This is a genomic window from Streptomyces sp. NPDC046870 (genome assembly GCF_040704595.1).
Lineage (GTDB): Bacteria > Actinomycetota > Actinomycetes > Streptomycetales > Streptomycetaceae > Streptomyces > Streptomyces argyrophylli.
Genome location: NZ_JBEYXM010000020.1, coordinates 1 through 19,718, shown reverse-complemented (window position 1 = coordinate 19,718; position 19,718 = coordinate 1). Strand labels below are relative to the sequence as shown.

At 72.4% G+C, this 19,718-nt stretch carries 15 protein-coding genes and 1 pseudogene; 4 read left to right on the top strand and 12 right to left on the bottom strand.

Features of this window, described 5'->3' with window-relative positions:
- Positions 1-71: 71 nt before the first annotated feature.
- Positions 72-866, bottom strand: coding sequence for an SDR family oxidoreductase (locus AB0946_RS31015; RefSeq protein WP_366763982.1), 795 nt, complete (start codon positions 864-866; stop codon positions 72-74).
- A gap of 168 nt (positions 867-1,034) precedes the next feature.
- Between AB0946_RS31015 and AB0946_RS31010 the strand changes: the two genes are divergently transcribed.
- From AB0946_RS31010 to AB0946_RS31000, 3 genes and pseudogenes are all read left to right on the top strand, one after another.
- Positions 1,035-1,616, top strand: a complete 582-nt coding sequence (locus AB0946_RS31010; protein WP_366763981.1) for a TetR/AcrR family transcriptional regulator — start codon at positions 1,035-1,037, stop codon at positions 1,614-1,616.
- A gap of 163 nt (positions 1,617-1,779) precedes the next feature.
- Positions 1,780-1,947, top strand: a pseudogene (locus AB0946_RS31005) (oxidoreductase); the annotation flags it as partial.
- Between the two features lie 381 nt (positions 1,948-2,328).
- A complete protein-coding gene (locus AB0946_RS31000; RefSeq protein WP_366763980.1) occupies positions 2,329-2,955 on the top strand; it encodes a pyridoxamine 5'-phosphate oxidase family protein in 627 nt (208 codons plus the stop codon).
- Positions 2,956-2,994: 39 nt separating this feature from the next.
- Here the strand turns inward: AB0946_RS31000 and AB0946_RS30995 are convergent, their stop codons facing one another.
- The 10 genes from AB0946_RS30995 to AB0946_RS30950 all read right to left on the bottom strand — a co-directional run bounded on the left by AB0946_RS30995 (position 2,995) and on the right by AB0946_RS30950 (position 18,194).
- A complete protein-coding gene (locus AB0946_RS30995) occupies positions 2,995-4,209 on the bottom strand; it encodes a M20 family metallopeptidase (RefSeq protein WP_366763979.1) in 1,215 nt (404 codons plus the stop codon).
- Positions 4,206-5,261, bottom strand: coding sequence for a methyltransferase (locus AB0946_RS30990; protein WP_366763978.1), 1,056 nt, complete (start codon positions 5,259-5,261; stop codon positions 4,206-4,208). The genes AB0946_RS30995 and AB0946_RS30990 overlap by 4 nt, the downstream gene beginning before the upstream one ends.
- On the bottom strand, positions 5,258-6,022 hold the full coding sequence (locus AB0946_RS30985) for a 4'-phosphopantetheinyl transferase superfamily protein (RefSeq protein ID WP_366763977.1): 765 nt from the start codon (positions 6,020-6,022) through the stop codon (positions 5,258-5,260). Before AB0946_RS30985 ends, AB0946_RS30990 begins: the two co-directional genes overlap by 4 nt.
- Positions 6,023-6,029: 7 nt before the next feature.
- A complete protein-coding gene (locus AB0946_RS30980; RefSeq protein WP_366763976.1) occupies positions 6,030-6,959 on the bottom strand; it encodes a DMT family transporter in 930 nt (309 codons plus the stop codon).
- Positions 6,956-12,325: an amino acid adenylation domain-containing protein gene (locus AB0946_RS30975; protein WP_366763975.1), complete on the bottom strand. Its 5,370-nt coding sequence runs from the start codon at positions 12,323-12,325 to the stop codon at positions 6,956-6,958. Before AB0946_RS30975 ends, AB0946_RS30980 begins: the two co-directional genes overlap by 4 nt.
- The gene (locus AB0946_RS30970) at positions 12,322-13,143 is read right to left on the bottom strand and encodes a hypothetical protein (RefSeq protein WP_366763974.1); all 822 of its coding nucleotides are present in this window, start codon (positions 13,141-13,143) and stop codon (positions 12,322-12,324) included. Before AB0946_RS30970 ends, AB0946_RS30975 begins: the two co-directional genes overlap by 4 nt.
- Positions 13,136-13,402 carry an acyl carrier protein gene (locus AB0946_RS30965; protein WP_366763973.1) on the bottom strand — a complete coding sequence of 89 codons (267 nt, stop codon included), beginning with the start codon at positions 13,400-13,402 and terminating at the stop codon, positions 13,136-13,138. The genes AB0946_RS30970 and AB0946_RS30965 overlap by 8 nt, the downstream gene beginning before the upstream one ends.
- Positions 13,402-14,283 (bottom strand): diiron oxygenase, encoded by an 882-nt coding sequence (locus AB0946_RS30960; RefSeq protein ID WP_225812889.1) that lies wholly within the window; start codon positions 14,281-14,283, stop codon positions 13,402-13,404. Before AB0946_RS30960 ends, AB0946_RS30965 begins: the two co-directional genes overlap by 1 nt.
- A gap of 73 nt (positions 14,284-14,356) precedes the next feature.
- A complete protein-coding gene (locus AB0946_RS30955; protein WP_366763972.1) occupies positions 14,357-16,345 on the bottom strand; it encodes an AMP-binding protein in 1,989 nt (662 codons plus the stop codon).
- Positions 16,346-17,114: 769 nt separating this feature from the next.
- Complete coding sequence (locus AB0946_RS30950) at positions 17,115-18,194, bottom strand: protein kinase family protein (protein ID WP_366763971.1); 1,080 nt, start codon at positions 18,192-18,194, stop codon at positions 17,115-17,117.
- Between the two features lie 439 nt (positions 18,195-18,633).
- On the opposite strand from AB0946_RS30950, the gene AB0946_RS30945 reads away from it, so the two are divergent.
- Positions 18,634-18,786, top strand: coding sequence for a hypothetical protein (locus AB0946_RS30945; protein WP_366763970.1), 153 nt, complete (start codon positions 18,634-18,636; stop codon positions 18,784-18,786).
- Positions 18,787-19,214: 428 nt separating this feature from the next.
- Here AB0946_RS30945 and AB0946_RS30940 read toward each other — a convergent pair whose 3' ends face one another.
- On the bottom strand, positions 19,215-19,487 hold the full coding sequence (locus tag AB0946_RS30940) for a carboxylesterase family protein (protein WP_366763969.1): 273 nt from the start codon (positions 19,485-19,487) through the stop codon (positions 19,215-19,217).
- Between the last annotated feature and the right edge of the window lie 231 nt (positions 19,488-19,718).

Here is a 19,718-nt window from a genome sequence, read left to right as displayed (position 1 = left end):
ACCTGGTGGACGCTGAAAGGCGGCACACCCGGCGGGCGGGAGACGACCGCACCGGATGTGCCGTTCGCGCGTCACGGGGTGAGGGAGGTGAGGGTGCCTCCTTCGACCTTCAGTGCCGCGCCGGTGGTGGCCGAGGCCCGGTCGGAACTGGTGAAGAGGATGAGGTCGGCGACCTCGGAGGGCTGGATCAGCCGCTGGATCAGAGACGTCGGGCGGAAGCGGGCGATGAACTCGCGCTGCGCGGCGTCGAAGGACTCCGCTTCGGGGATGAGGGCGGTGATGTACTCCTCGATGCCTTCGGTGTGCGTGGGACCGGGCAGCACGGAGTTGACGGTGACGCCTGTGCCGGCCGCGGCCTTGGCCAGGCCGCTGGCCACCGCCAGCAGGGCGGTCTTGGTCATGCCGTAGTGGACCATGTCCAGCGGGGTGTCGATGGCCGTCTCGCTGGAGACGAACACGATGCGGCCGAAGCCGCGTGCCATCATGCCGGGCATGTACTGGCGGGCCAGGCGCACGCCGCTCAGGACGTTGACCTCGAAGAAGCGACGCCACTCCTCGTCGGGGATCTCCAGAACCGGGGTGGAGGCGAAGATGCCGGTGTTGTTGATCAGGACATCAACCTCCGGAACCGCCTCCAGCAGCGCCTGAGCGCCCTCGGCCGTGGCGACGTCCGCGGCCACGGTGATGATGTCGGCACCGGGAACGCGCTCGCGGATGCCGTCGGCCGCCGCCTCCAGGCGGGCCCTGTCGCGGCCGTTGAGGACCGTACGGGCGCCGGCGCCGGCGAACGCCTCGGCAGTGGCCAGGCCGATGCCCAGCGTGGAACCGGTGATCAAAGCGGTGCGACCGGTGAAATCGATGTGCATGGTGTTTCCCTAGACAGTCCAGCGGCGGCCGGTCGAAGAGGCCGGCTGGTCAATTGAGACGGAACGTTCTCACTCATGCTGAGACGGAACGTTCTCTCCTGTCAAGCTTGATAGCAAGAACGTTCCGTCTCATAATGGGCTCGGGACCGACCTGAGGAGGACTTCCCCGTGGCGCGACGCTCGACCGAAGAGACCCGGCGGCACATCCTGGAGGTCGCGGGCGACCTCTTCTATGCACGGGGTGTCCGCGCGGTCGGCATGGACCTGGTCATCAGCAGCGCCGAGGTGGCCAACGCGACGCTCTATCGCCAGTTCGCGACCAAGGACGAGCTGGTCACCGCCTACCTCGTCACCCGCAATGAGCACTGGTGGCAGCGTCTACGCGAAGCCGCCGCCAGTGCGCCGGACGCCCGCGCGAGGGTCCGGGCACTGTTCGACCTCATCCGCCAGGACATGGCCGCCCCCGGCTACCGCGGCTGCGCCACGCTCAACATCACCAGCGAGTTCCCCGACACGGACCACCCGGCCCACGCTGCCGCCGTCGCACACAAGACCGAGGTGCAAGCCTGGCTGCGCGACCAGCTCCGCGAGGCCGGCGACCCGGATCCGGAGGACACGGCCGGCAAGCTCCTGGTCATCCTTGACGGCGCACAAGTCCTCGCGGCCGCCCTGGGGACCGACACCCCCGGTGACCACATGACCCAGCTCGCCGAGCAGCTCCTCGACACGCGGTTGCCCGCCCCCCACTGAGCGGGCCGACCGGCACGGCCCGACGCTCCGCCGGACACGGGCGGGGTGCGCGAGCCTCATGAAGGTGCCTGTGTGAACAGGGCTGGCGCACGCAGAGCAGCAGCCAGTCGACGTCGGCGGTGGTGTAGCGCCGTCGACCGCCCGCGGTGCGCCGGACGGGTACGGCCGCGGCGGCCTCTACCTCGAGGACTGCGACGTCGCGCGCGTCTCCGCCCCCGCCGCGCCCATGGACGACGGCGGCGTCCGCGCCCACGCCGTCGACCCCGACGCGGCCGCACGGCTGTGGGACCTGTCCGTCGCGGCGACGGGTGCCGCCCCGGTGACGCGATGAACCGCCGGTGACCGACGCCGTCCTGAAGGCGGACCCGACCGCGCCGCGAAAGCAGCGCCACACCGTCGAGCGGAGCTGCGAACGGCTGCTGGACGAGCATGAAGCCGTCGACGCCTCCTGCCGAAGTCCGCGCCCGCGTCGCCGCCCGCCGTGAGGAGGTCCGTCTCGGCAAGGCCGTGCACCGCCCTTCGCCTCGGCCGGGCAGGAAGCGTTGGTCCGCCCTGGCTCGACACGGGGCCGGGTCACCGCAGGGCGACCCTCGGTGCGTTCACCGAATCGTGGAGGCCGCCGGGACTTCTGAACTAAGCTTCGGACTCAGGTCGTCCCTCGTTGCTCTTTCCGCGTGCCCGGTTGGATTCCTCGATAGGGAGGCAGTGCCGCATGAGCCGATACGCCCACGTGGCCTTCACCGACAACGTCCGACGCGTCCAGGAGGAGCGGGGAAGCGCCGCCGCCATGCAACGGCTCCTCGCCTCGGACCCGGGGCGTGCCGACCGACTGGGCGACGACGAGGCCGAGTTCATCGCGGCCCGCGACGGGTTCTACCTCGGCACCGTGACGGAGACCGGCTGGCCGTACATCCAGTTCCGCGGCGGGCCGCCCGGATTCGTGCACGTGCTGGACGAGGAGACGCTGGCCTTCCTCGACGTGCGGGGAAACCGGCAGTACATCACGACCGGGAACGTGCGCGGGAACGACCGGGTCTCGCTGTTCTTCATGGACTACGCCCACCGCACCCGGCTGAAGGTACTCGGCCGGGCCGAGATCAGGGACGCCGCCGAATTCCACGGCCTGCGGGACCGTTCGGGGGACGCGCGCACCGACGGGCACGAGGAGGCGCTGATCGTCGTGCGGATCGAAGGCCTCGCCTGGAACTGCACCAAGCACATCACCCCGCGCTACTCCGAGGCCGAGCTCGCGCACGCGCTGGAGCCCGTGTACGAGCGCATCGCGCGCCTGGAGGAGGAGAACCGGGAACTGCGCTCACGGCTCGGGGCGCGGACCTGATCCGCACCCCGAGCCGCGTCCGTGCCCGCCCCGCCGCGGTCAGCCGGCCGCGGCCAGCCGGTCCTTCGCCAGGGAGGCCAGGAGCAGGGCGCCGTCGCCCAGGACCTCGTTGCCGAACACCGCGTCAGGGCTGTGGTTGAAGCTCGCTTTCCCCGGGTCGCGGTCGGGCGGGCAGGCGCCGAGGAACAGCATCGCCCCCGGCACCCGGTCCAGGACGAAGGAGAAGTCCTCCGAGGGACTGAGGGTGTTCGGGGACCAGATGAGCCGCCCCGGACCCAGCGCCTTCTCGACCGTGCCGGCCGCGAAGTCCGCCTCGTCCGGGTCGACGACGGTGACCGGGTAGTCCATGGAGTGCTCCACCGTCACCGTGACCCCGTGGGCCGCGGCGACGCCCTCCAGCACCCGCCGCACCCCCTCCACGACCTGGGCCTTCGCCCCCGGCCCGAAGGTCCGCACCCCGATCTTCAGCTCCGCCTCGTCCGGGATGATGTTGGCCGACGTGCCCGCGTGGATGCTGCCGACCGAGAGCAGCACCGGGTCGAAGGGGTCGAAGCCCCGGCTCGCGTACGTCTGGAGCGCCAGGACCATCTCGGCCGCGGCCGGGACCGGGTCCTTCAGGAGCTGCGGCTGGGAGTCGTGCCCGCCCCGGCCCCGGACGGTCACGCGCAGGGCGTCACCCCCGGCCAGCAGCGGGCCCTTGCGGGTCAGCAGCCACCCGGGCGGCAGCATCGAGGAGGCCACGTGCAGCGCGTACGCCGCCACCGGGCGCCGGCCGGCCGCCTCCAGCACCCCCTCCTCGATCATCAGCCGCGCGCCGTGGTGCCCCTCCTCTCCCGGCTGGAACATGAACACCACGTCGCCGCCCAGCCCGTCCCGGTCCTCGGTGAGCAGCCGGGCCGCGCCGACCAGCATGGCCGTGTGCAGGTCGTGCCCGCAGGCGTGCATCCGGCCCTCGATCTTGGACGCGTACGGGACGCCGCTCGTCTCCGTCAGCGGCAACGCGTCCATGTCGGCGCGCAGCAGGACGACGGGACGGTCGCCGTCCCCAGCGTCCGGGCCCCCGCCGCGCAGCACGGCGGTGACGGAGGACAGCCCGCTGCCGGTCGTGATCTCCAGGGGCAGTCCGTCGAGCGCCGCGAGCACCTTGGCCTGGGTCCGCGGCAGATCGAGCCCGAGTTCCGGTTCCCGGTGGAGGTCCTCGCGCAGTCGTACGAGGTCCTCCACCAGGCCGGGACCGGGCCGGCGCCCGCTCACTTGACCGCCGTGATGATGCCGTGCGGGGTGATGGCCTCGGTGCAGCGGGTGCGGCGCACCTGGTCGAATCCGACCTCCTTCAGTGACTTCTCGTAACCCTCCCAGGAGTAGAGCATCCCGCCCTCGCCGGCCACCGCCGCGAAGAAGGGGCTGGCCAGGGCGGCCATGAGGGGGCCGTCGTAGTTGTCCTCGGACATCGAGTTCAGGATCAGCACCCGGCCGCCGTCCGGCAGCACCGCGTGTGCGTGGCCCAGGAGCACGCGGATGCGGTCCTGCGGCCAGATCTGCAGCTGGTGCACGAACATCACGGTGTCGTGGCCCTCGGGGTAGTCGCCCGCGAAGATGTCGCCCTCGATCACCTTGACGCGGTCGCTGAGCCCCGCCTCCTCCACCCGCTTGCGGGCCAGGTCGACCACCTTCGGTATCTCCAGCACCGTGACCTCGATGTCCGGGTGCGCCCGGGCCACCGCCATCGCCATCGTCGCGTCGCCGCCGCCGACGTCGAGGACACGCCGGGAGGCGCTGAAGTCGCCGTACTTGATCAGGTGCTTGCTGGCGACGGCCGACCAGGTGCCCATGAAGTGGTAGAAGACCTTGAGCAGTTCGGGGTCCTCGCTGAGCCGGTGGTAGACGGTGGCGCCGTCGCCCGGGTAGCGGCGCAGGCCGATGTTGCTGTTGGCCCGCAGGGACTCGGTGAAGTCGACGAGGCCCGGGTAGGTGACGTACGCCTCGAACCCGACGACCGCCTTGACGAGTTCCCAGTGGCCGCCCGTGAACAGGTCCGAGATCGACTTCGAGTTGCGGTACCCCTCCTCGGTGCGCTCCACCAGCCGCAGCGAGGTGACGCCGAGCAGCAGGATGTCCAACGACCGCTCGGCGAGGTCCAGTTCCGCGCCGATCCGCTCGCGCGGCGTACCGGGGCTGCGCTCCAGCAGGTCGAAGAGGCCGAGTTCGACACCGGCGCGGGTGAACTGGAAGGCGTTGTGTCCGAGCAGCACGGTGGTCAGGGCGTCCGGGACGACGCTCTCGGGCTGGGTCTGTACCTCGGTCATGATGCTTCTCCCTGGAATGAGAGGGTGTCGATCAGGTCGTCTGTGGTGAGCGACTGCATGCCGGAGGCGGCTGTGGAACCCCGGCCGGCCGAGGCGTCCGGGGCGGTGACGGCGACCGCGCCGACCACGTCGGGCGGCACGCCGGGCAGGTCGTACAGGAGTCGGCGGCCGAGCCGGAACGGCCGGTCCCGGCCCGTGGGGACGAGCGGCAGGCGTGCGAGGTCCACGTCCGCCATCGCGGGCAGGCCCCGCGCGGTGAGCTTGACCAGTGCCTCCTTCCGTACCCAGGTCCGCAGGAACGCGTGGTGCGGGGCGGGCGACCCGCGGATCCGGTCGATCTCGCCGCGGGACAGGAACGACCCGAAGCCCCGCAGGTCGGGCCCGTCGGCCCGGGCGGCCGGTCCGGGCAGCCGCTCGACGTCGATGCCGACGGGGTGATCGGCGGCCGCGGCCGCCACCACCCCGTCCGCGTACGACAGGCTGACCCCGCACCGCGCGCCCGTGACCCGGGGCCGGCCGTGCGGGCCCGCGCAGAGCGGGCACCGCTGGTCCAGCGCGACGTCCCGGACCGCGCCGCCGGTCCGCCGTGCCACGCACATCCGGGCCAGGACGTGCGCGGCGAGGAAGTCGGCCCGGGCCCGCGCGGTGCGGGCGGCGGCCAGGCGCCGCCGCTCCGCGGCCGTCAGGAGCGACGCGTCCGCACCGGGCAGGGTCAGGAGCCGGTCCGTGTCCGCGACGGCGACGGTCACGGCCGCCGTCACCGGCCCCTCACCTCTTGCGCTGGCTGTAGACGACACCGGCGAGGGACAGCGCGCCGCCGACCACCGCGAGCCACGGAGGCGTCTCGTCGAGGATCAGCCAGGCCAGGGTGACGGCGATCGGCGGGGACAGGTAGGTCAGCGCGCCCATCTTCCCCGCGGTGGAGCGGGCCAGCGCGTACCCCCAGGTCGTGAAGGCGACCGAGGTCGGGAAGACGCCCAGGTACACCGTCCAGCCGATCGCCTTGCCGCTCGCGTGCGAAAGGTTGTCGATCAGCTGGGGCAGGAACGGCAGGCAGAGCACCGCGCCGACGACACAGGCCAGCCAGGTGATCACCAGGGCCGAACTGTTGCCGAGCAGCGGCTTCTCGGTGACGACGCCGCCCGCGTACGCGGCGGCGGCCAGCAGCGCCAGGGCACTGCCCGTCCCGGCCTCCAGCCCCTTGCTGGAGGTGGCGAGGCCGATCAGCAGGACACCGGCGAGGGCGACGCCGCCGCCGACGACCAGCGGACGCGGGAAGCCCTCCTTGAGCAGCAACCCGGCCAGGACGGCGATCAGCACCGGACCCAGGCTTATGATCATGGATGTGGTGCCCGCGTCGATCCGCTGCTCGGCGGCGTTCAGCGCCACGTTGTACACACCGAACCACAGCAGACCGCACAGCACCAGGCGCGGCAGGTCGGAGCGCGGCGGCAACGGGACCCTGCGGACCAGGACGACCACGCCCAGCAGCACCGCGCCGATGAACAGCCGCGCCAGGGTCAGCGCGCCCGGATCGAGGTCCTTGCCGGCCGCGCGGATCCCGATGAACGCGGAAGCCCACAGGAAGACGGTGAGCAGCCCGGCCGCGACCGCGAGCGGCGGAGTGCCCGGGGACGGGGCCGGGGGCTGAGACGAATCCGGTGAGGCGGTCCCCTGATTGGCTTTCGCAGAGGTCACAGATGTTCACTTCCTTGTCGTTCTACGGGGACGGTTCGCTCGCAGGTGTCCAGGGCCGCCGCCAGCCGCCGCGCGACCTGGGCGACATGGGGCGGGCGCAGCAGGGTGAAGTGGTTCCCGGGGAGCGTGGCCTCCTCGCGGACACCGCCCCGGGTCTGCCGCGCCCAGGAGCCGCGGTGCTCGCGGAGCCGGTCACGGGCCCACCAGAGCGTCAGCGGGGCGTCGACGACCGACGGCCGGTGCGCGAGCACCAACTGCTCGTGCAGCTCGGCCAGTTCCGCCTGCCGGAGCAGGGCCTCCGACGGCAGTACCCGGGAGCCGCGCTCCTCGGCCCAGGTGGTCAGCAGCTTCAGCCGCTCCGTCAGCGGCAGGCCGCGCAGCCGGTCGCGCAGGGCCGCGGTGTCCTCGGCGGTGACGTCGAGTCCGGGCAGCGAGTCGGCCAGGGCGACGGCGGGCGCGAGCAGCGGGTCGGGTCCGCCCTCACCGGGCACGGAGGAGTCCAGCAGGGCGACCAGCGCGACGCGCTCGCCCGCCGCCTCCAGCCCGGCCGCCACCTCGACCGCCAGGGCGCCGCCCATCGACCAGCCCGCGAGGTGGTAGGGCCCGGTCGGCCGGCGTTCCCGGATCACGTCCACGTACTGGGCGGCCATCTCCGCCAGGGTTGCCGCCTCGGCCTCACCGGTCAGGGCGCGCGACCGGATGGCCAGCACCTCGCGGCCCGGCGGCAGCAGCGTCACGAGCTGCCGGTACGCCATCACATCCCCGCCCGCCGGATGCAGCAGGAACAGCGGCGCGGGCGTGACCGGCGCCCGCAGCGACAGGATCAGCGAGTGCTCGGACCCCGCCGAGACCAGCTCGGCGAACCGGGCCACCGTGGGCGCTTCGAACAGGGCGGTGAGGGGCAGCCGCACCCCGAAGCGGCGGGCCACCACCGCCATCAGGCGCGCCGCGAGCAGTGAGTGCCCGCCCAGCTCGAAGAAGTCGTCGTCCGGTCCGATGGCGTCCGCGTCCCGTCCGAGCAGCCCGGCCCACAGGCCGGCGACCGTGCGCTGGAGCGCGGTGCGCGCCGCGCGGGCCGGTGCGGTGGCGGCGGCCGGGGCGGGCACGGGCAGGGCCGCGCGGTCGAGCTTGCCGTTGGCGGTGACGGGCAGGGCGGTCAGCGGCACGAGGACCGGCGGCACCATGTACTCCGGCAGGGACCGTTCCAGGAAGGCCCGCAGTTCCCCCGGTCCGGGCGGTTCGGCTCCGGCGGCCGGGACGACGTACCCCACCAGCCGGTCGTCCAGCAGCCGCACCGCCGCGCCCTGCACGGACGGGTGGGCGGCCAGCCGAGCCTCGATCTCGCCCAGTTCGACGCGGAAGCCGCGCAGTTTGACCTGGCCGTCGGCGCGGCCGACGAACTCCAGTGCGCCGTCGGACCGTTGCCGCACCAGGTCGCCGGTCCGGTACAGCCGGCCGCCGGGCCGGCGCGGGTCGGGCACGAAGCGCTCGGCGGTGAGCTCGTCGCGGCCCCGGTACCCGGCCGCGAGCTGCACCCCGCCGATGTGCAGCTCTCCCACGAGGCCGGGGGGCAGCGGGGTCAGCCGGTCGTCCAGCACGTCCAGGGTGGTGTTGGCGACCGGACGCCCGATGGGCACGGGGCCGGCCGCGTCCTCGGGTCCGCACGGCCACGCCGAGACGTCGACGGACGCCTCCGTGGGGCCGTACAGGTTGTGCAGCTCGACGGCGGGCGGCGGGAACACCTCGAAGAACCGGCCGACGAGGTCGGGCGGGAGGGCCTCGCCGCTGGCGATCACGCGGCGCAGCGAACCGCAGCCGGCGGCCGCCGGGTCGGCGAGGAAGACGCGCAGCATCGACGGGACGAAGTGCACGGTCGTCACCGACGTACGGCGGATCACCTCGGCCAGGTAGCCGGGGTCGCGGTGGCCGCCGGGCCGGGCCACCACGAGCCGGGCCCCGGTCATCAGCGGCCAGAAGAACTCCCACACGGACACGTCGAAGGTGAAGGGCGTCTTCTGCAGCACCGCGTCGGCCGCGCCGAGGCCGTACTCCTCCTGCATCCACAGCAGGCGGTTGCAGATGCCCCGGTGGGTGAGCATGACGCACTTCGGCGTGCCCGTGGACCCCGACGTGTAGATGAGGTAGGCCAGCTGGTCCGGCGCCACCACCACCTCGGGGGCCGTGTCCTGCGGATCCGGCGGCTCGGCCAGGTCGACCCTCAGGACCGGCAGGCCGTCCGGGAGGGCGTCCGGCGACCCGGTGACGAGCACCAGTTCGGCGCCGGCGTCGGCGAGCATGAACGCCTCGCGCTCCGCGGGCGTGGCCGGGTCGAGCGGCAGGTAGGCCCCGCCCGCCTTGAGGACGGCGAGCAGGCCGACGACCAGCTCCAGGGAGCGCTCCATGCGCACGGCCACCGTCGTACCGGGCGCGAAGCGGTCCTCGCCGACGGCCCGCCGGATCCGCCGGGCCAGCCGGCCGGCCGCGGCGTCCAGCTCCGCGTACGTCAGCGAGCGGTCCTCGAAGAGGAGCGCGGTGGCGCCGGGAGTACGACGCGCCTGGCGCTCGACGTGCGCGTGCAGCGGGATGCCGAGGTCGTAGGAGCGGGCCGTGTCGTTCCAGGCGTCGAGCTGCTTCAGCTCCTCGTCCGACAGCATCCGCGGGGCGGACAACGCGTCGTCGGGCCGGGTCAGCAGGGCGTCGAGCAGGGCCAGGTAGTGACCGGTGGTCCGCTCCCGCTGCACCTCGTCGAAGCAGGCGGTGTTGAAGTCGAAGTCGAGCACGAAGCGCGGCGGCGCCGTGGCGTTTTGGCGCAGCTCACGGACCTGGAGGGTGAGCCGGTCGGGGGAGTGCCCGGTGTCGAGCAGCTCGAAGCCGGCCGTGCCGCCGAAGCCCTCGAAGACCGCGTTCTGGTAGTTGAGGTACACGTCGTACAGACGGGCGCCGCCGCGATGCCGGGGCACGTGGTCCTGGTACCGGGCCGCTTGCAGGAAGGCGCGCTGCGTCTCGCGGGCGAGGTGGCGCAGCGTGGTGTCGCCGCCGACCCGCAGTTGCAGCGGCAGCACGTTCATGAACAGGCCCGCCGTCTCGCGGAACTCGGCCGGGCGGTTGGCGAACGGCGTCCCCACGCGCAGCAGTTCGCCGCCGCCGATCCGGCGCAGGTAGGCGAAGAGCGCGGCGGCGAACGCGACGGCGGGCGAGGCGTGGCCCTCCTGCCGGGCGAACTCGGCGATGCGGGCGCTGCGTCCCGCGCCGAGGTCCAGGGTGAGCCGGGCGGTGCGGGTCGTGCCCGCGACGTCGTCCTCCCTGCCGTAGAAGGCAAGCCGCTCCACCGGCTCGGCCAGCGTCTCGCTCCAGTGGCGTTCGGCCCGGGCGCGGCGCTGCGAGCCGTGCAGCGACCGCTCGTGGTCGACGTAGGCCTGGAACGGCGGCAGCGGCGCGGCCTCGTCGAGACTCCCGCGCCGGTCCAGGTCGTAGTACGCGGAGACGGTGCGCAGGAACAGCGACATGGACCACGCGTCGCAGACCAGGTGGTCCACGTTGAGGTACCACGCGTACGCCGTGTCGCTCAGCCTCAGCAGCGCGGAGTCGAAGACGCACCGCTGCGGGTCGAGCCCCGACCCGCTGCGCCGCCGGGCCCAGCGCAGGGCGGCCTGCCGGGGATCGGGTTCGGCGGAGAGGTCCACCAGGTCCACCGGCGCCGGGACGGACCCGGCGACCCGCCGCAGGGGCACGCCGTCCACCTCGTGAAAGGTGCTGCGCAGGGCGTCGCTGTGGTCCACCAGCTTCTGGAAGGCACGCTGGAAGCGGCCGTGGTCGAGCGGGGCGGTGATGGTGTAGAGGGCGGTGACGTTCTCGTAGTACAGCCGCACGCCCGCGGCGGTCTTCTTGCCGAACCACAGCGCGAGCTGACTGTCCGTCAGGTTCGTCACGGGCTCGTTGGCCGTCCGCGTCCCGGGCTCCGGCCCGCCCGTCACCGCGACCGCCTCCGGCGAGCGCACGGCCTGCCGGACCGCCTCCTGGAACTCCTCCGCCCAGCGGGCGACGGTAGTGGCGTCGAACAGGTCGGTGCGGTACTCGAGGCAGCCCAGCAGCTCGCCGTCCTGCTCGCGCAGGTGCAGGCTGAGGTCGAGCGGGGACACGCCGAGGTCGAAGTCGTCCGGGGCGGCCGGGGTGACGGTCAGCCGTCCGGCACGCCGGCCCCCGGTGACGGCGGGCTGGAGCGAGAACGCGGTCTGCCGCAGCACCGTCCGCCCGGGCGGCCGGGGCGGGTTCGTCTCCCGCACGATGTCGCCGAACGGGAGGTCGTGCGTCAGCGCGCCCCTGACCGCCTCGCTTGCGTGCCGGGCCGTCTCCGCGAACGTCTGCCCCGGCCGCAGCCGCAACCGCAGCGGCAGCGTGTTCACGAAGAAACCGATCAGCGCCTGTTCGCCGGCTCCCCTGCGCTCGTCCACGGGGGCGCCGACGACGACGTCCAGGGCGCCGGTGATCCGGTGCAGCGTGACGGCGTACGCGGCGAGCAGCAGACCGTAGACGGTGGACCGGTCACGGCCGGCCGCGGCGCGCAGCTCCTCGTGGAGGCCGGCGGACAGGCGGAAGCCGTGCCGGGCGCCCTCGATCGCCTCCCGCGCCGGCCGCGGCCGGTCGGTGGGCAGTTCGAGGACCGGAAGCTCACCGGACAGCACGCCGCGCCAGTACGCCACCGACCGGTCGCGCTCGGCGCCGGCCGGCCGGAGTTCGTCGGCCGGGAGCGCGGCGGGAGGCGGCAGGGGAGAGGGGAGCCCGGCCGCGAACGCCTCGTACAGCGCGGTCAGTTCGGCGGTGAAGACGCCCATCGACCAGCCGTCGCAGACGAGGTGGTGGGCGACCACGGTCAGCACGTGCCGCTCGGCCGTGAACCGGTAGAGCGTGAAGCGGGCCAGGGGCGCCTCGTCCAGCGCGAAGGGGCGCTTGCCGTTCTCGGCGTGCGCCCGCCGCGCCCGGCGCTCCCGCTCCGGCGGCTCCAGGTCGCCCAGGTCGACCAGGGGGAGGTCGACGGGCCGGGGCGCGGCGACCCGCCGTACCGGTGTGCCGTCCCGCTCCTCGAACGCCGTGCGCAGCGACTCGTGCCGGGCCGTGATCTCGGTCAGCGCCCGGCGCAGCGCGTCGGCGTCGAGCGGCCCTTCGAGGTGCAGCGCGGCGGAGAGGTGGTGGGCCGGGCTGTCCGGGGCGAGCCGCTGGAGCAGCCACAGCCGTTGCTGAGCGTCGGAGACGGCACCGGATACGGCGGGCCGCGCGGCGGGCCCGGCCGAGCGCTGCCGCAGCCGGGCCATGAGGCGGGCGCGCTCCGGCCCTGACAACTCGGCGAGGCGTCCCAGGAGATCGCTCACGAAGCCGCCCCCGCCACCCGTTCCAGGATGTCGTCGATGTTCGCGTGCGTCTCCAGCAGGGCGGCGATCCACCGCTCCAGACCGAAGGCGACGCACCCCGTGAAGGCCGGTCCGCCGTCGGCCAGGGAGATGCCGCAGCGCTCCCCGAAGAAGTTGCGGTGGAAGTTCAGCGAGCCGATGGCCAGGTCGCCGCCGTGCACGAACTCCTCCTTCACCGGGAACAGCTGCGCCAGCAGAGCCCGCCCGCCGCCCTTCTCGAAGAACGGGTCCGACGCCGGCTGAACGGCCAGTTCCAGGCCGAGCCGGGCCGCGAACTCCACCACCTTCGGCCGGAACGCGGCCAGGTGCGCCAGCACGGCCTCGCGGGGCCCCAGGCACACGATCTCCCGCATGGTGAACCCGTGCAGCCGGCGCAGCCCGTCGTAGTGGTCCTCGTTGCGGAAGCACTTGGCGACGGTGGTGACGTGGCGGGGTCCGGCGAGGGTCGCGGAGCGGTGGTGCAGGTACACGTTGTAGCAGGCCGCGGAGGCCAGGCCGTACGCGCTCGCGCCGAGACGTTCCGGCGGCAGCGCCGCGGCGTCCTCCACCTTCTGGGCCGGCAGCTTCAACGGGGCTGTCATCAGGGTCAGTTGAGGGAAGTTGTCGAAGTAGTCGATGGACGCCAGGTCCGCCGTGCCGATGACCGCCGGGAAGAGCATCGGGGTCGCGCCGCACTCCTCGGCCCAGCCCCGGAAGCGCTCGTCCAGCAGGTCCATGAGGCGCACGAGTTCCGGGCCGAGGGCGACGAGCCCGCCGCGTTCCGTGTAGAGATCACTCATGGCTCACCGCGCCGGCGCCGGTGGCGTCCGCCAGGACCGTGTCGCGTATGCCGCGCAGGGTCCGGAACCCGACGACGTTCTCCGGGGTCAGCTCCAGCTCCCGGCCCGCCAGCTCCTCCAGCAGGAGCAGCAGCTGGGGGAAGTCGAGGGAGTCGATGAGCCGGCTGTCGATGAGGTCCTCGTCCCAGCCGATCCCGGTGACCTCCGGGTTGCGCGCCAGCAGCCACGCCCGTACCTGCTCGATCACGTCCGTCGCCATCAGGCCGCGGCCTCCTGGAACGGAGAGGCCGTGATGATGTCCTGGCTCACCAGGAACCGGGTGATGCGCTTGAAGAACGTCTCGTGGTAGGCGGCGCGTGCCGGGTCCCGCAGCAGTTCCTCACGGAAGGCGAAGGCCTCGGGGACGCCGGCGTCCCGGTACACGGCGGGGTTGTAGAGGGACTGCACGCTCGCGGTGATGTAGCGCCGGAGGTAGACGTCGAGACGCTCGCGCAGCTCCTGGTCGCCGCGCTCCCGCAGGGGTTCGTACAGCAGGCCGACGAGCTTGCGGCCCATGATGATGTGCCGCCACTCGTCGTCGTGGTGGACCTGGTTCACCTCTCTGATCAGGGGGTGCAGGGTGGTGTCGCGGCCCATCCTGATGTTGAAGTGGTCGACCAGCTCCTCGAAGATCAGGATGCGGGCGAAGACCAGGAAGTTGGCGACGGCGGCGTCCTCCTCCGGCGTCGCGACCGGCAGCGACTTGTCGGGGTAGATCTTGCCGCCGTAGCGCAGGCAGAACTGGGCGAAGAACCACATGTGCCCGTTCTCCTCGCCCAGGAAACGGTGGAAGAACTCGGACGGCAGCTCGAAGCCCCGGGTGTGGATCCGCCGGGTCACCTCGATGAGCAGCTCGCGTATGCCGTGGATGTTGAGGCTGAAGAAGTTGATGCTCTCCCACTTGCTGAGCCGCATGAGCTGCTTCTCGTCCAGCTCCCGTGCGTGCCGTGTGCCGGCCACCGTGAGCAGGTCGGGCGTCATCCACCACTGCTCCTCGGCGAGTTCGTCCACCCAGTCGAACCGTGTGTAGGGGCTGTAGTGGTGGTCGGTGGCGTCGGCGACCAGGTTGTCCAGCGTTTCCACCACGTCCGTCGTATCCATGGGCCCCCCTGCTGGGATCAGCGTGCGTCAGGAACGGTGAGACTTCGGTCCAAGAGGTCGGTGCTCGCGCTGTTCAGCCGTTGTCGCTCCGGGCGATCAGACCGGCGACCTGCTCGTCGTCCACGGTGAGCGGTCTGCTCTCCAGCAGGGCGGCCAGCTTCGCGACGGTCGAGGCCTGGAAGAGGTCGCCCGTCGTGACCCGCACCGGCAGCTCCGCCTCGATGCGGACGGCGAGCTGGGACAGGAGGAGGGACTGCGCCCCCGAGGCGAAGAAGTCGTCGTGCACGCCGACCTCGTCCCGTCCGAGCAGCTCCGCCCAGATGCCGGCGATCAGCGCCTCCAGTGGGGTGCGCGCGGGGACGGCGGTCCGCTCGCCCGACGCCGCCGTGCCCTCGGGCCGCCAGCCGCCGACCGGCGACAGGTCCCCGGACAGGTACGCCTCGCGCGTAGCGCGGCGCTGGATCTTGCCGCTGGAGGTCTTGGGGATGGTGCGGGGCGGGATGAGCACGAGTTCGTGGAGGTCGGCCTCGCACTCCTCGCGCACCGCCCGGCGGACGGCGAGCGCGACGGCTTCCGCGTCCGCGCCGTCCACGACCTCGAACACCAGGACCAGCCGCTCCTCCGTGTCCACGGGGACCGTGAACGCCGCGCCGCATCCGGGCCGCAGGGCGGGGTGGCTCCGCTCGGCGGCGCCCTCCACGTCGTGCGGGTAGACGTTGCGGCCCCGCAGGATGAGCAGGTCCTTCAGCCGGCCGGTGACGGCGAGCGCGCCCTCCTCGTCCAGGGCCCCGAGGTCCCCGGTACGCAGGTACGGGCCCCGGCCGTCCGGGAGCGTGGCGCCGAACAGGGCCGCGCTCTCGGTGGGACGGCCCCAGTAGCCCACCGAAACACTCGGTCCCGACACCCAGATCTCGCCGACCCGCCCCGCCTCGGCCGGCGCCAGGGTGGCGGTGTCCACCACGACGACCGACTGGTCGCCGCGGGCGGTCCCGCACGCGATCCGGGACACACCCTCGACCGGGAAGCGGCGCACGCTCTCGCCGACCGGGTCGGCGGTCACCAGCAGAGTGGCCTCCGCCAGGCCGTAACTGGGACGGAAGGCGCCGGCGTCGAAGCCGGCCGGGGCGAACCGCTCCGTGAACCGCTCGATCGTCTCCACGCGCACGGGTTCCGCGCCGTTCACGGCCGCGCGCCAGGACGAGAGATCGAGCGACGCCCGTTGTTCGTCGTCGATCTTCCGCAGGCACAGTTCGTATCCAAAATTCGGGGACGGGCTGATCGTGCCCCGGTGCGCGGAGATCGCTTTCAGCCACCGATAGGGTTTCTGAAGGAAATGCAGGGGCGCCATCAGAATGCCCGGGAATCCACCGTGAAGTGGTTCCAGGATGGCGCCGATAAGGCCCATGTCGTGATACGGGGGGAGCCAGCTCACCATGACGTCGTGACCGGACCCGGCAAAAGCCCGGTAGATGGCCTCCAGATTGTGGACGAGGTTCGCGTGCGACAGCATGACGCCGCGCGGAAGCCGCGTCGAACCGGAGGTGTACTGGAGGAAGGCGAGGTCCTCGGGGGCCGTGGCGACCGGCCGGACGCCGAGCGGCCCGCCCGCCGGAGGTGCGCCGCCCGCCAACGCGTTGGTCGCGAGCCACTCCAGCGGGGCGTCCAGCGCCGACCGGGCGATCGGCAGCAGGTCCTTGGTGGTCAGGGCGATGCTCGCGCCCGCGTCGGCGATGATGGCGTCCAGCCGGCCGAGGCCGCGGGCGTCCTGCGGCGGGTAGGCCGGTACGGCCACGACACCCGCGAGCAGGCACCCGAAGAACGCGGTGATGTAGTCGAGGCCCGGGGCGAAGAGGAGGAGCGCCCGTTCGCCGCGCCCGTGCCGGGCGCCCAGGGCGTCGGCCACGTCGGCCGCCGCCGCGTACAGCTCCCGGTAGCTGATACGCCGTTCGTCGTCCTCGCCGTCGGCGAGGAATACGTACGCCGTGGCGTCGGGCTTTTCTAATGCCCTGTCCCGGAGTATATGAACGAGAGTAGGAGATGTCGGCGACGAGATTGCGGGCATACTGACCGCCCCTCCGGACGCGATAAGACCGATTCCTTCAGCTACCTGCCGGCCGCACGAGGGGCAAGACTAAATGCGGGTCCAGGCCACGTCAATGCGGTGGTCAGGGGTGCCCGCAATGGTCGCCGATATTCTGCCACGGGGGGCGGTGGGAAGATCTTGGTGAAACATTGCGGTGATGTTTCGCTGTGTGCGGCGGGGGATGTGCGGCGCCCCGCTCCGGCCGGCCGGGCGGCGGTGGGCCGAGTGCCGTTCCCGCAGGCAGGGAAGGCGATCGGCGCGTGGCCGCGGAAGCCTCCCCTGTCGCTCCGCTCTCCCCGCGTCACCCGGCCGGGCGTGCGTCCGGCGCCGTCCGCGACGCCGACCGGCGTCGGATCATGTCCGAAACATGACAGGAAAGCGTTTGGTTCCGGCCGGTTGTGTGCCCTGCGCGGGCGAGTACGGCGGCGACCCGGAGAAGCGGGGTCCCGGCTGGGGGTTGGCGTCGCTGTGGCAGTTGTTGCCCGGGAGTGCCGTCCGGTCACCACACCGGACACGCAGGGCGCCTTCCACCGCGCCCGGCGGCCGGCCGCGACCGACGGCACGACATGTGACCTGCCCGGCAGGGAGGCGAACGTGGACGCGTTCGGCCTGCCGGTCCGCTCCGGGCACGGTCAACAGGACGCCCGCTGGCCGCAGTTGCGCAGGGCCGGCCTGACGGCGGGCGGCATCCAAGCCGTCTCGTTGCCGCGATCGCCGTCGGCCGTGTGGGACTGCTTCGGCCCGCACTTCACTCCGGCGCTGACGTGCCGGCCAGGGCCCGTCGAACCTCGGCTGCGGGGAATGGAGTGCGCTTGCTCTCCGTGACGAGTCGATGGGCGAAGTCGTCCATGGCCACGGCATGCTGGGCATGGCGATCGATGATCGCGGTGATTCCGGGAGGCACGCCGTCGGGCCGGCGCCCGGCGAGCCATCGGCGCAGAAAAGTCCCGAGTTCCGTGTCACCGCGCACGGCCTCGGGCAGGTGGTGGCGCAGCAGGTGCCACGGTGCGTAGCAGCGGTCATATACGAGGTGGTCGCGGAGGAAGGCGGCTTCCTGAGCGGAGAGTTCGAAGTGGCGGCTGAGAGCGAGCCCGAAGTCCGCGAAGTAGACCTGTTGGCCGTCGGTCAGCAGGTTGGCGAAGTGTGCGTCGAAGTGCACCAGCCCACGGGAACTCATGAACTCGGTCCCCTCCAGCAGCGCGTCTTCCACCCACAGATAGGAGGAGTCGCCTCCGGGCTGCGTGCCGGCCGCCTCACCGGTGGCGCCGAGCCAGGCCGCGAGTGTGTGCGGCACGTGCTCCAGGAAGAGCACCAGGCTGACGGACGACCGGCCGATGGCTTCCAGCCGGCGACGTACGGCAGGTGATCCCTCCCACTGCGCGACGGCCCCCTCGACGCCTCCGAACTCATCGGCGAAGTCGGCAGGAGGCTTATCCGGCAGAACGCGCCAGTGGTACATGAGGGGGAAACCGGCGAACTCACCCCTCAGCACCCACGCGGTGGTCATGACGTGTGCCGCCAGTTCGCGCCAGGCCCCGAACCCTGCCGACCCCACCCCGTACTGGTAGTGGAGAGGGAGACCGAACAGGTTGGCGGTCGAGCGGACGTGCTCCGGCCGCAACTCGATGTCCGTCAGCGGGATTCGCTTGACGAAGACAGGTACCCCCGCGACTTCCATCTCGCCCCGTCTGCCACCGATGCCCGAGCCCAGTGCCGGCGCGGCAGCCACCGCATCCCCGAGCCGGCGGTCGCTGAGCAACGAGAGCCGTGCACCTACGGCCGCATAGGCGGATACACGTGCGGCGGGTAAGGAACGGGTCTCCTCCATCGGCGGCTCCTGCCTGAGATCACTTTGACCCGTTCGATCATGCCAGGCGTCACCGCTCGACTCCCGCGATTGCCGACAGTGACTCCCCGGGGAGCCGAGACAGCCGACATCTCCATCAGCGGGAACAGGGTGCAGTGGTGCTTCCAGCCCATCAGGTCGGCGACCGCGGTGCTGCGCCTGATCGCGCGTGTACTGCGCAGGGCACCGACCCCGCTCTGGCCTGCATCTACTTCTCGCCGGTCGGCACCGCGTGGGCGACCGTCCACGCGATCGCCCACGTGCGGCCGGGGGAGCGGGTGTTGGTCACCGGCGCGTCCGGCGCCGTCGGCGCCATGGCCGTACAGCTCGCGGCGCGCGCGGGCGCGGAGGTGGTCGGCGCGGTCGGGCGCCCCGCGAAGCCGCCGCACGTACCCGCCGTCGCCCAGGCACTGCTCGCGAGGTGCTGCGCCTGCTGCCGGACCTGTCCTCGGGCGCGCTGTCGCTGCCGTACGAGCGATACGGGACGGACGCGCTCGGCGAAGCGGTGGAGCGGCTGCGCACGGGCACGGCGGTGGGCAAGATCGTGCTCGACATGGGCGGCGCCGGCGACTGACCCCCCTCAGGAGGGGGCCCATGAGCTTGCCGGAGCACCATCCTTCTGGACGGCTCCTGCCGCTCGGGAGACAGCAGTGCGGAGGTCGCCGAGGGCGGCAGGTACGCCGTCTCGCCGGTGTGCGAGGCGCCCGAGTCGAAGCCGGTCGAGGGCCGGCCGGTGGGCGGGTGCGGGTCGTCGAACTCGTGGTAGTGCGTCGGCGGTTGTCGTGTGGCGTGCTGGGCGGTGAGGTTCTGGTACCGGCCACCCCCGGGCCCGAAGAAGACGCTGCTGTCACGCGTCACGCGGGTGGCCGACGAGGGGGGACGTTCGCGGTCCGGCCGGTGCGTACGGCCTCGATCGGCGGTACGGGCAGTTCGGGAACCGCGGACGTCGGCAGCGGGTCGCTCAGGAGGCCGCCGGCGAAGTCCCGTGCGGCGGACTGCGGTTCACCGGCCGGCTTGGCCCGCAGGCGGGGCGGGCCGGCCCACGAGACGGTAATCGATCGTGACGACCACGACATCGTTGGTCCTGGCGATCAGCGAACCGTCCTGCGTGTCTCCCGGACCGGTGCAGAAGCCGCCGCCGTGGATCCGGAACATCACCGGCAGCGGACGGCTCGTCCGGTGGGCGGGGGTGTGCATGCTCAAGTGGCGGCGGTCCTCGCTCGTCCCCGGGCCCGTGCTGCCGCCTCCGAACCGCAGGCAGCGAGAGCCGGGCACGTGGCCGACCGGGTGCCCTGAGAGGTCCGAGCGAGCCGGGCCCACGCCCGTTGAACCAGGCCGTTTCGCTTGAACGACCTGATCGATCGGTGGGTGGTTGTTTCACGTCGGAGGCCGACGGGGACCCGCACCGCAGGCCGTCGGAGTGCCGGAGTTCCGTCGGGCAGGCCGGCGGCGGAACACCGTTCCACCTGATCCGGGTGAGCGGCCCGCGGAGGCGTTGCCGGAGCC

What these genes read in the sequence shown, in the direction of transcription:
- AB0946_RS31015 (WP_366763982.1), bottom strand. Translation starts at nt 866, where the DNA reads ATGCACATCGATTTCACCGGTCGCACCGCTTTGATCACCGGTTCCACG.
- AB0946_RS31000 (WP_366763980.1), top strand. Translation starts at nt 2,329, where the DNA reads ATGAGCCGATACGCCCACGTGGCCTTCACCGACAACGTCCGACGCGTC.
- AB0946_RS30990 (WP_366763978.1), bottom strand. Translation starts at nt 5,261, where the DNA reads ATGACCGAGGTACAGACCCAGCCCGAGAGCGTCGTCCCGGACGCCCTG.
- AB0946_RS30970 (WP_366763974.1), bottom strand. Translation starts at nt 13,143, where the DNA reads ATGAGTGATCTCTACACGGAACGCGGCGGGCTCGTCGCCCTCGGCCCG.
- AB0946_RS30965 (WP_366763973.1), bottom strand. Translation starts at nt 13,402, where the DNA reads ATGGCGACGGACGTGATCGAGCAGGTACGGGCGTGGCTGCTGGCGCGC.
- AB0946_RS30960 (WP_225812889.1), bottom strand. Translation starts at nt 14,283, where the DNA reads ATGGATACGACGGACGTGGTGGAAACGCTGGACAACCTGGTCGCCGAC.
- AB0946_RS30955 (WP_366763972.1), bottom strand. Translation starts at nt 16,345, where the DNA reads ATGCCCGCAATCTCGTCGCCGACATCTCCTACTCTCGTTCATATACTC.
- AB0946_RS30950 (WP_366763971.1), bottom strand. Translation starts at nt 18,194, where the DNA reads ATGGAGGAGACCCGTTCCTTACCCGCCGCACGTGTATCCGCCTATGCG.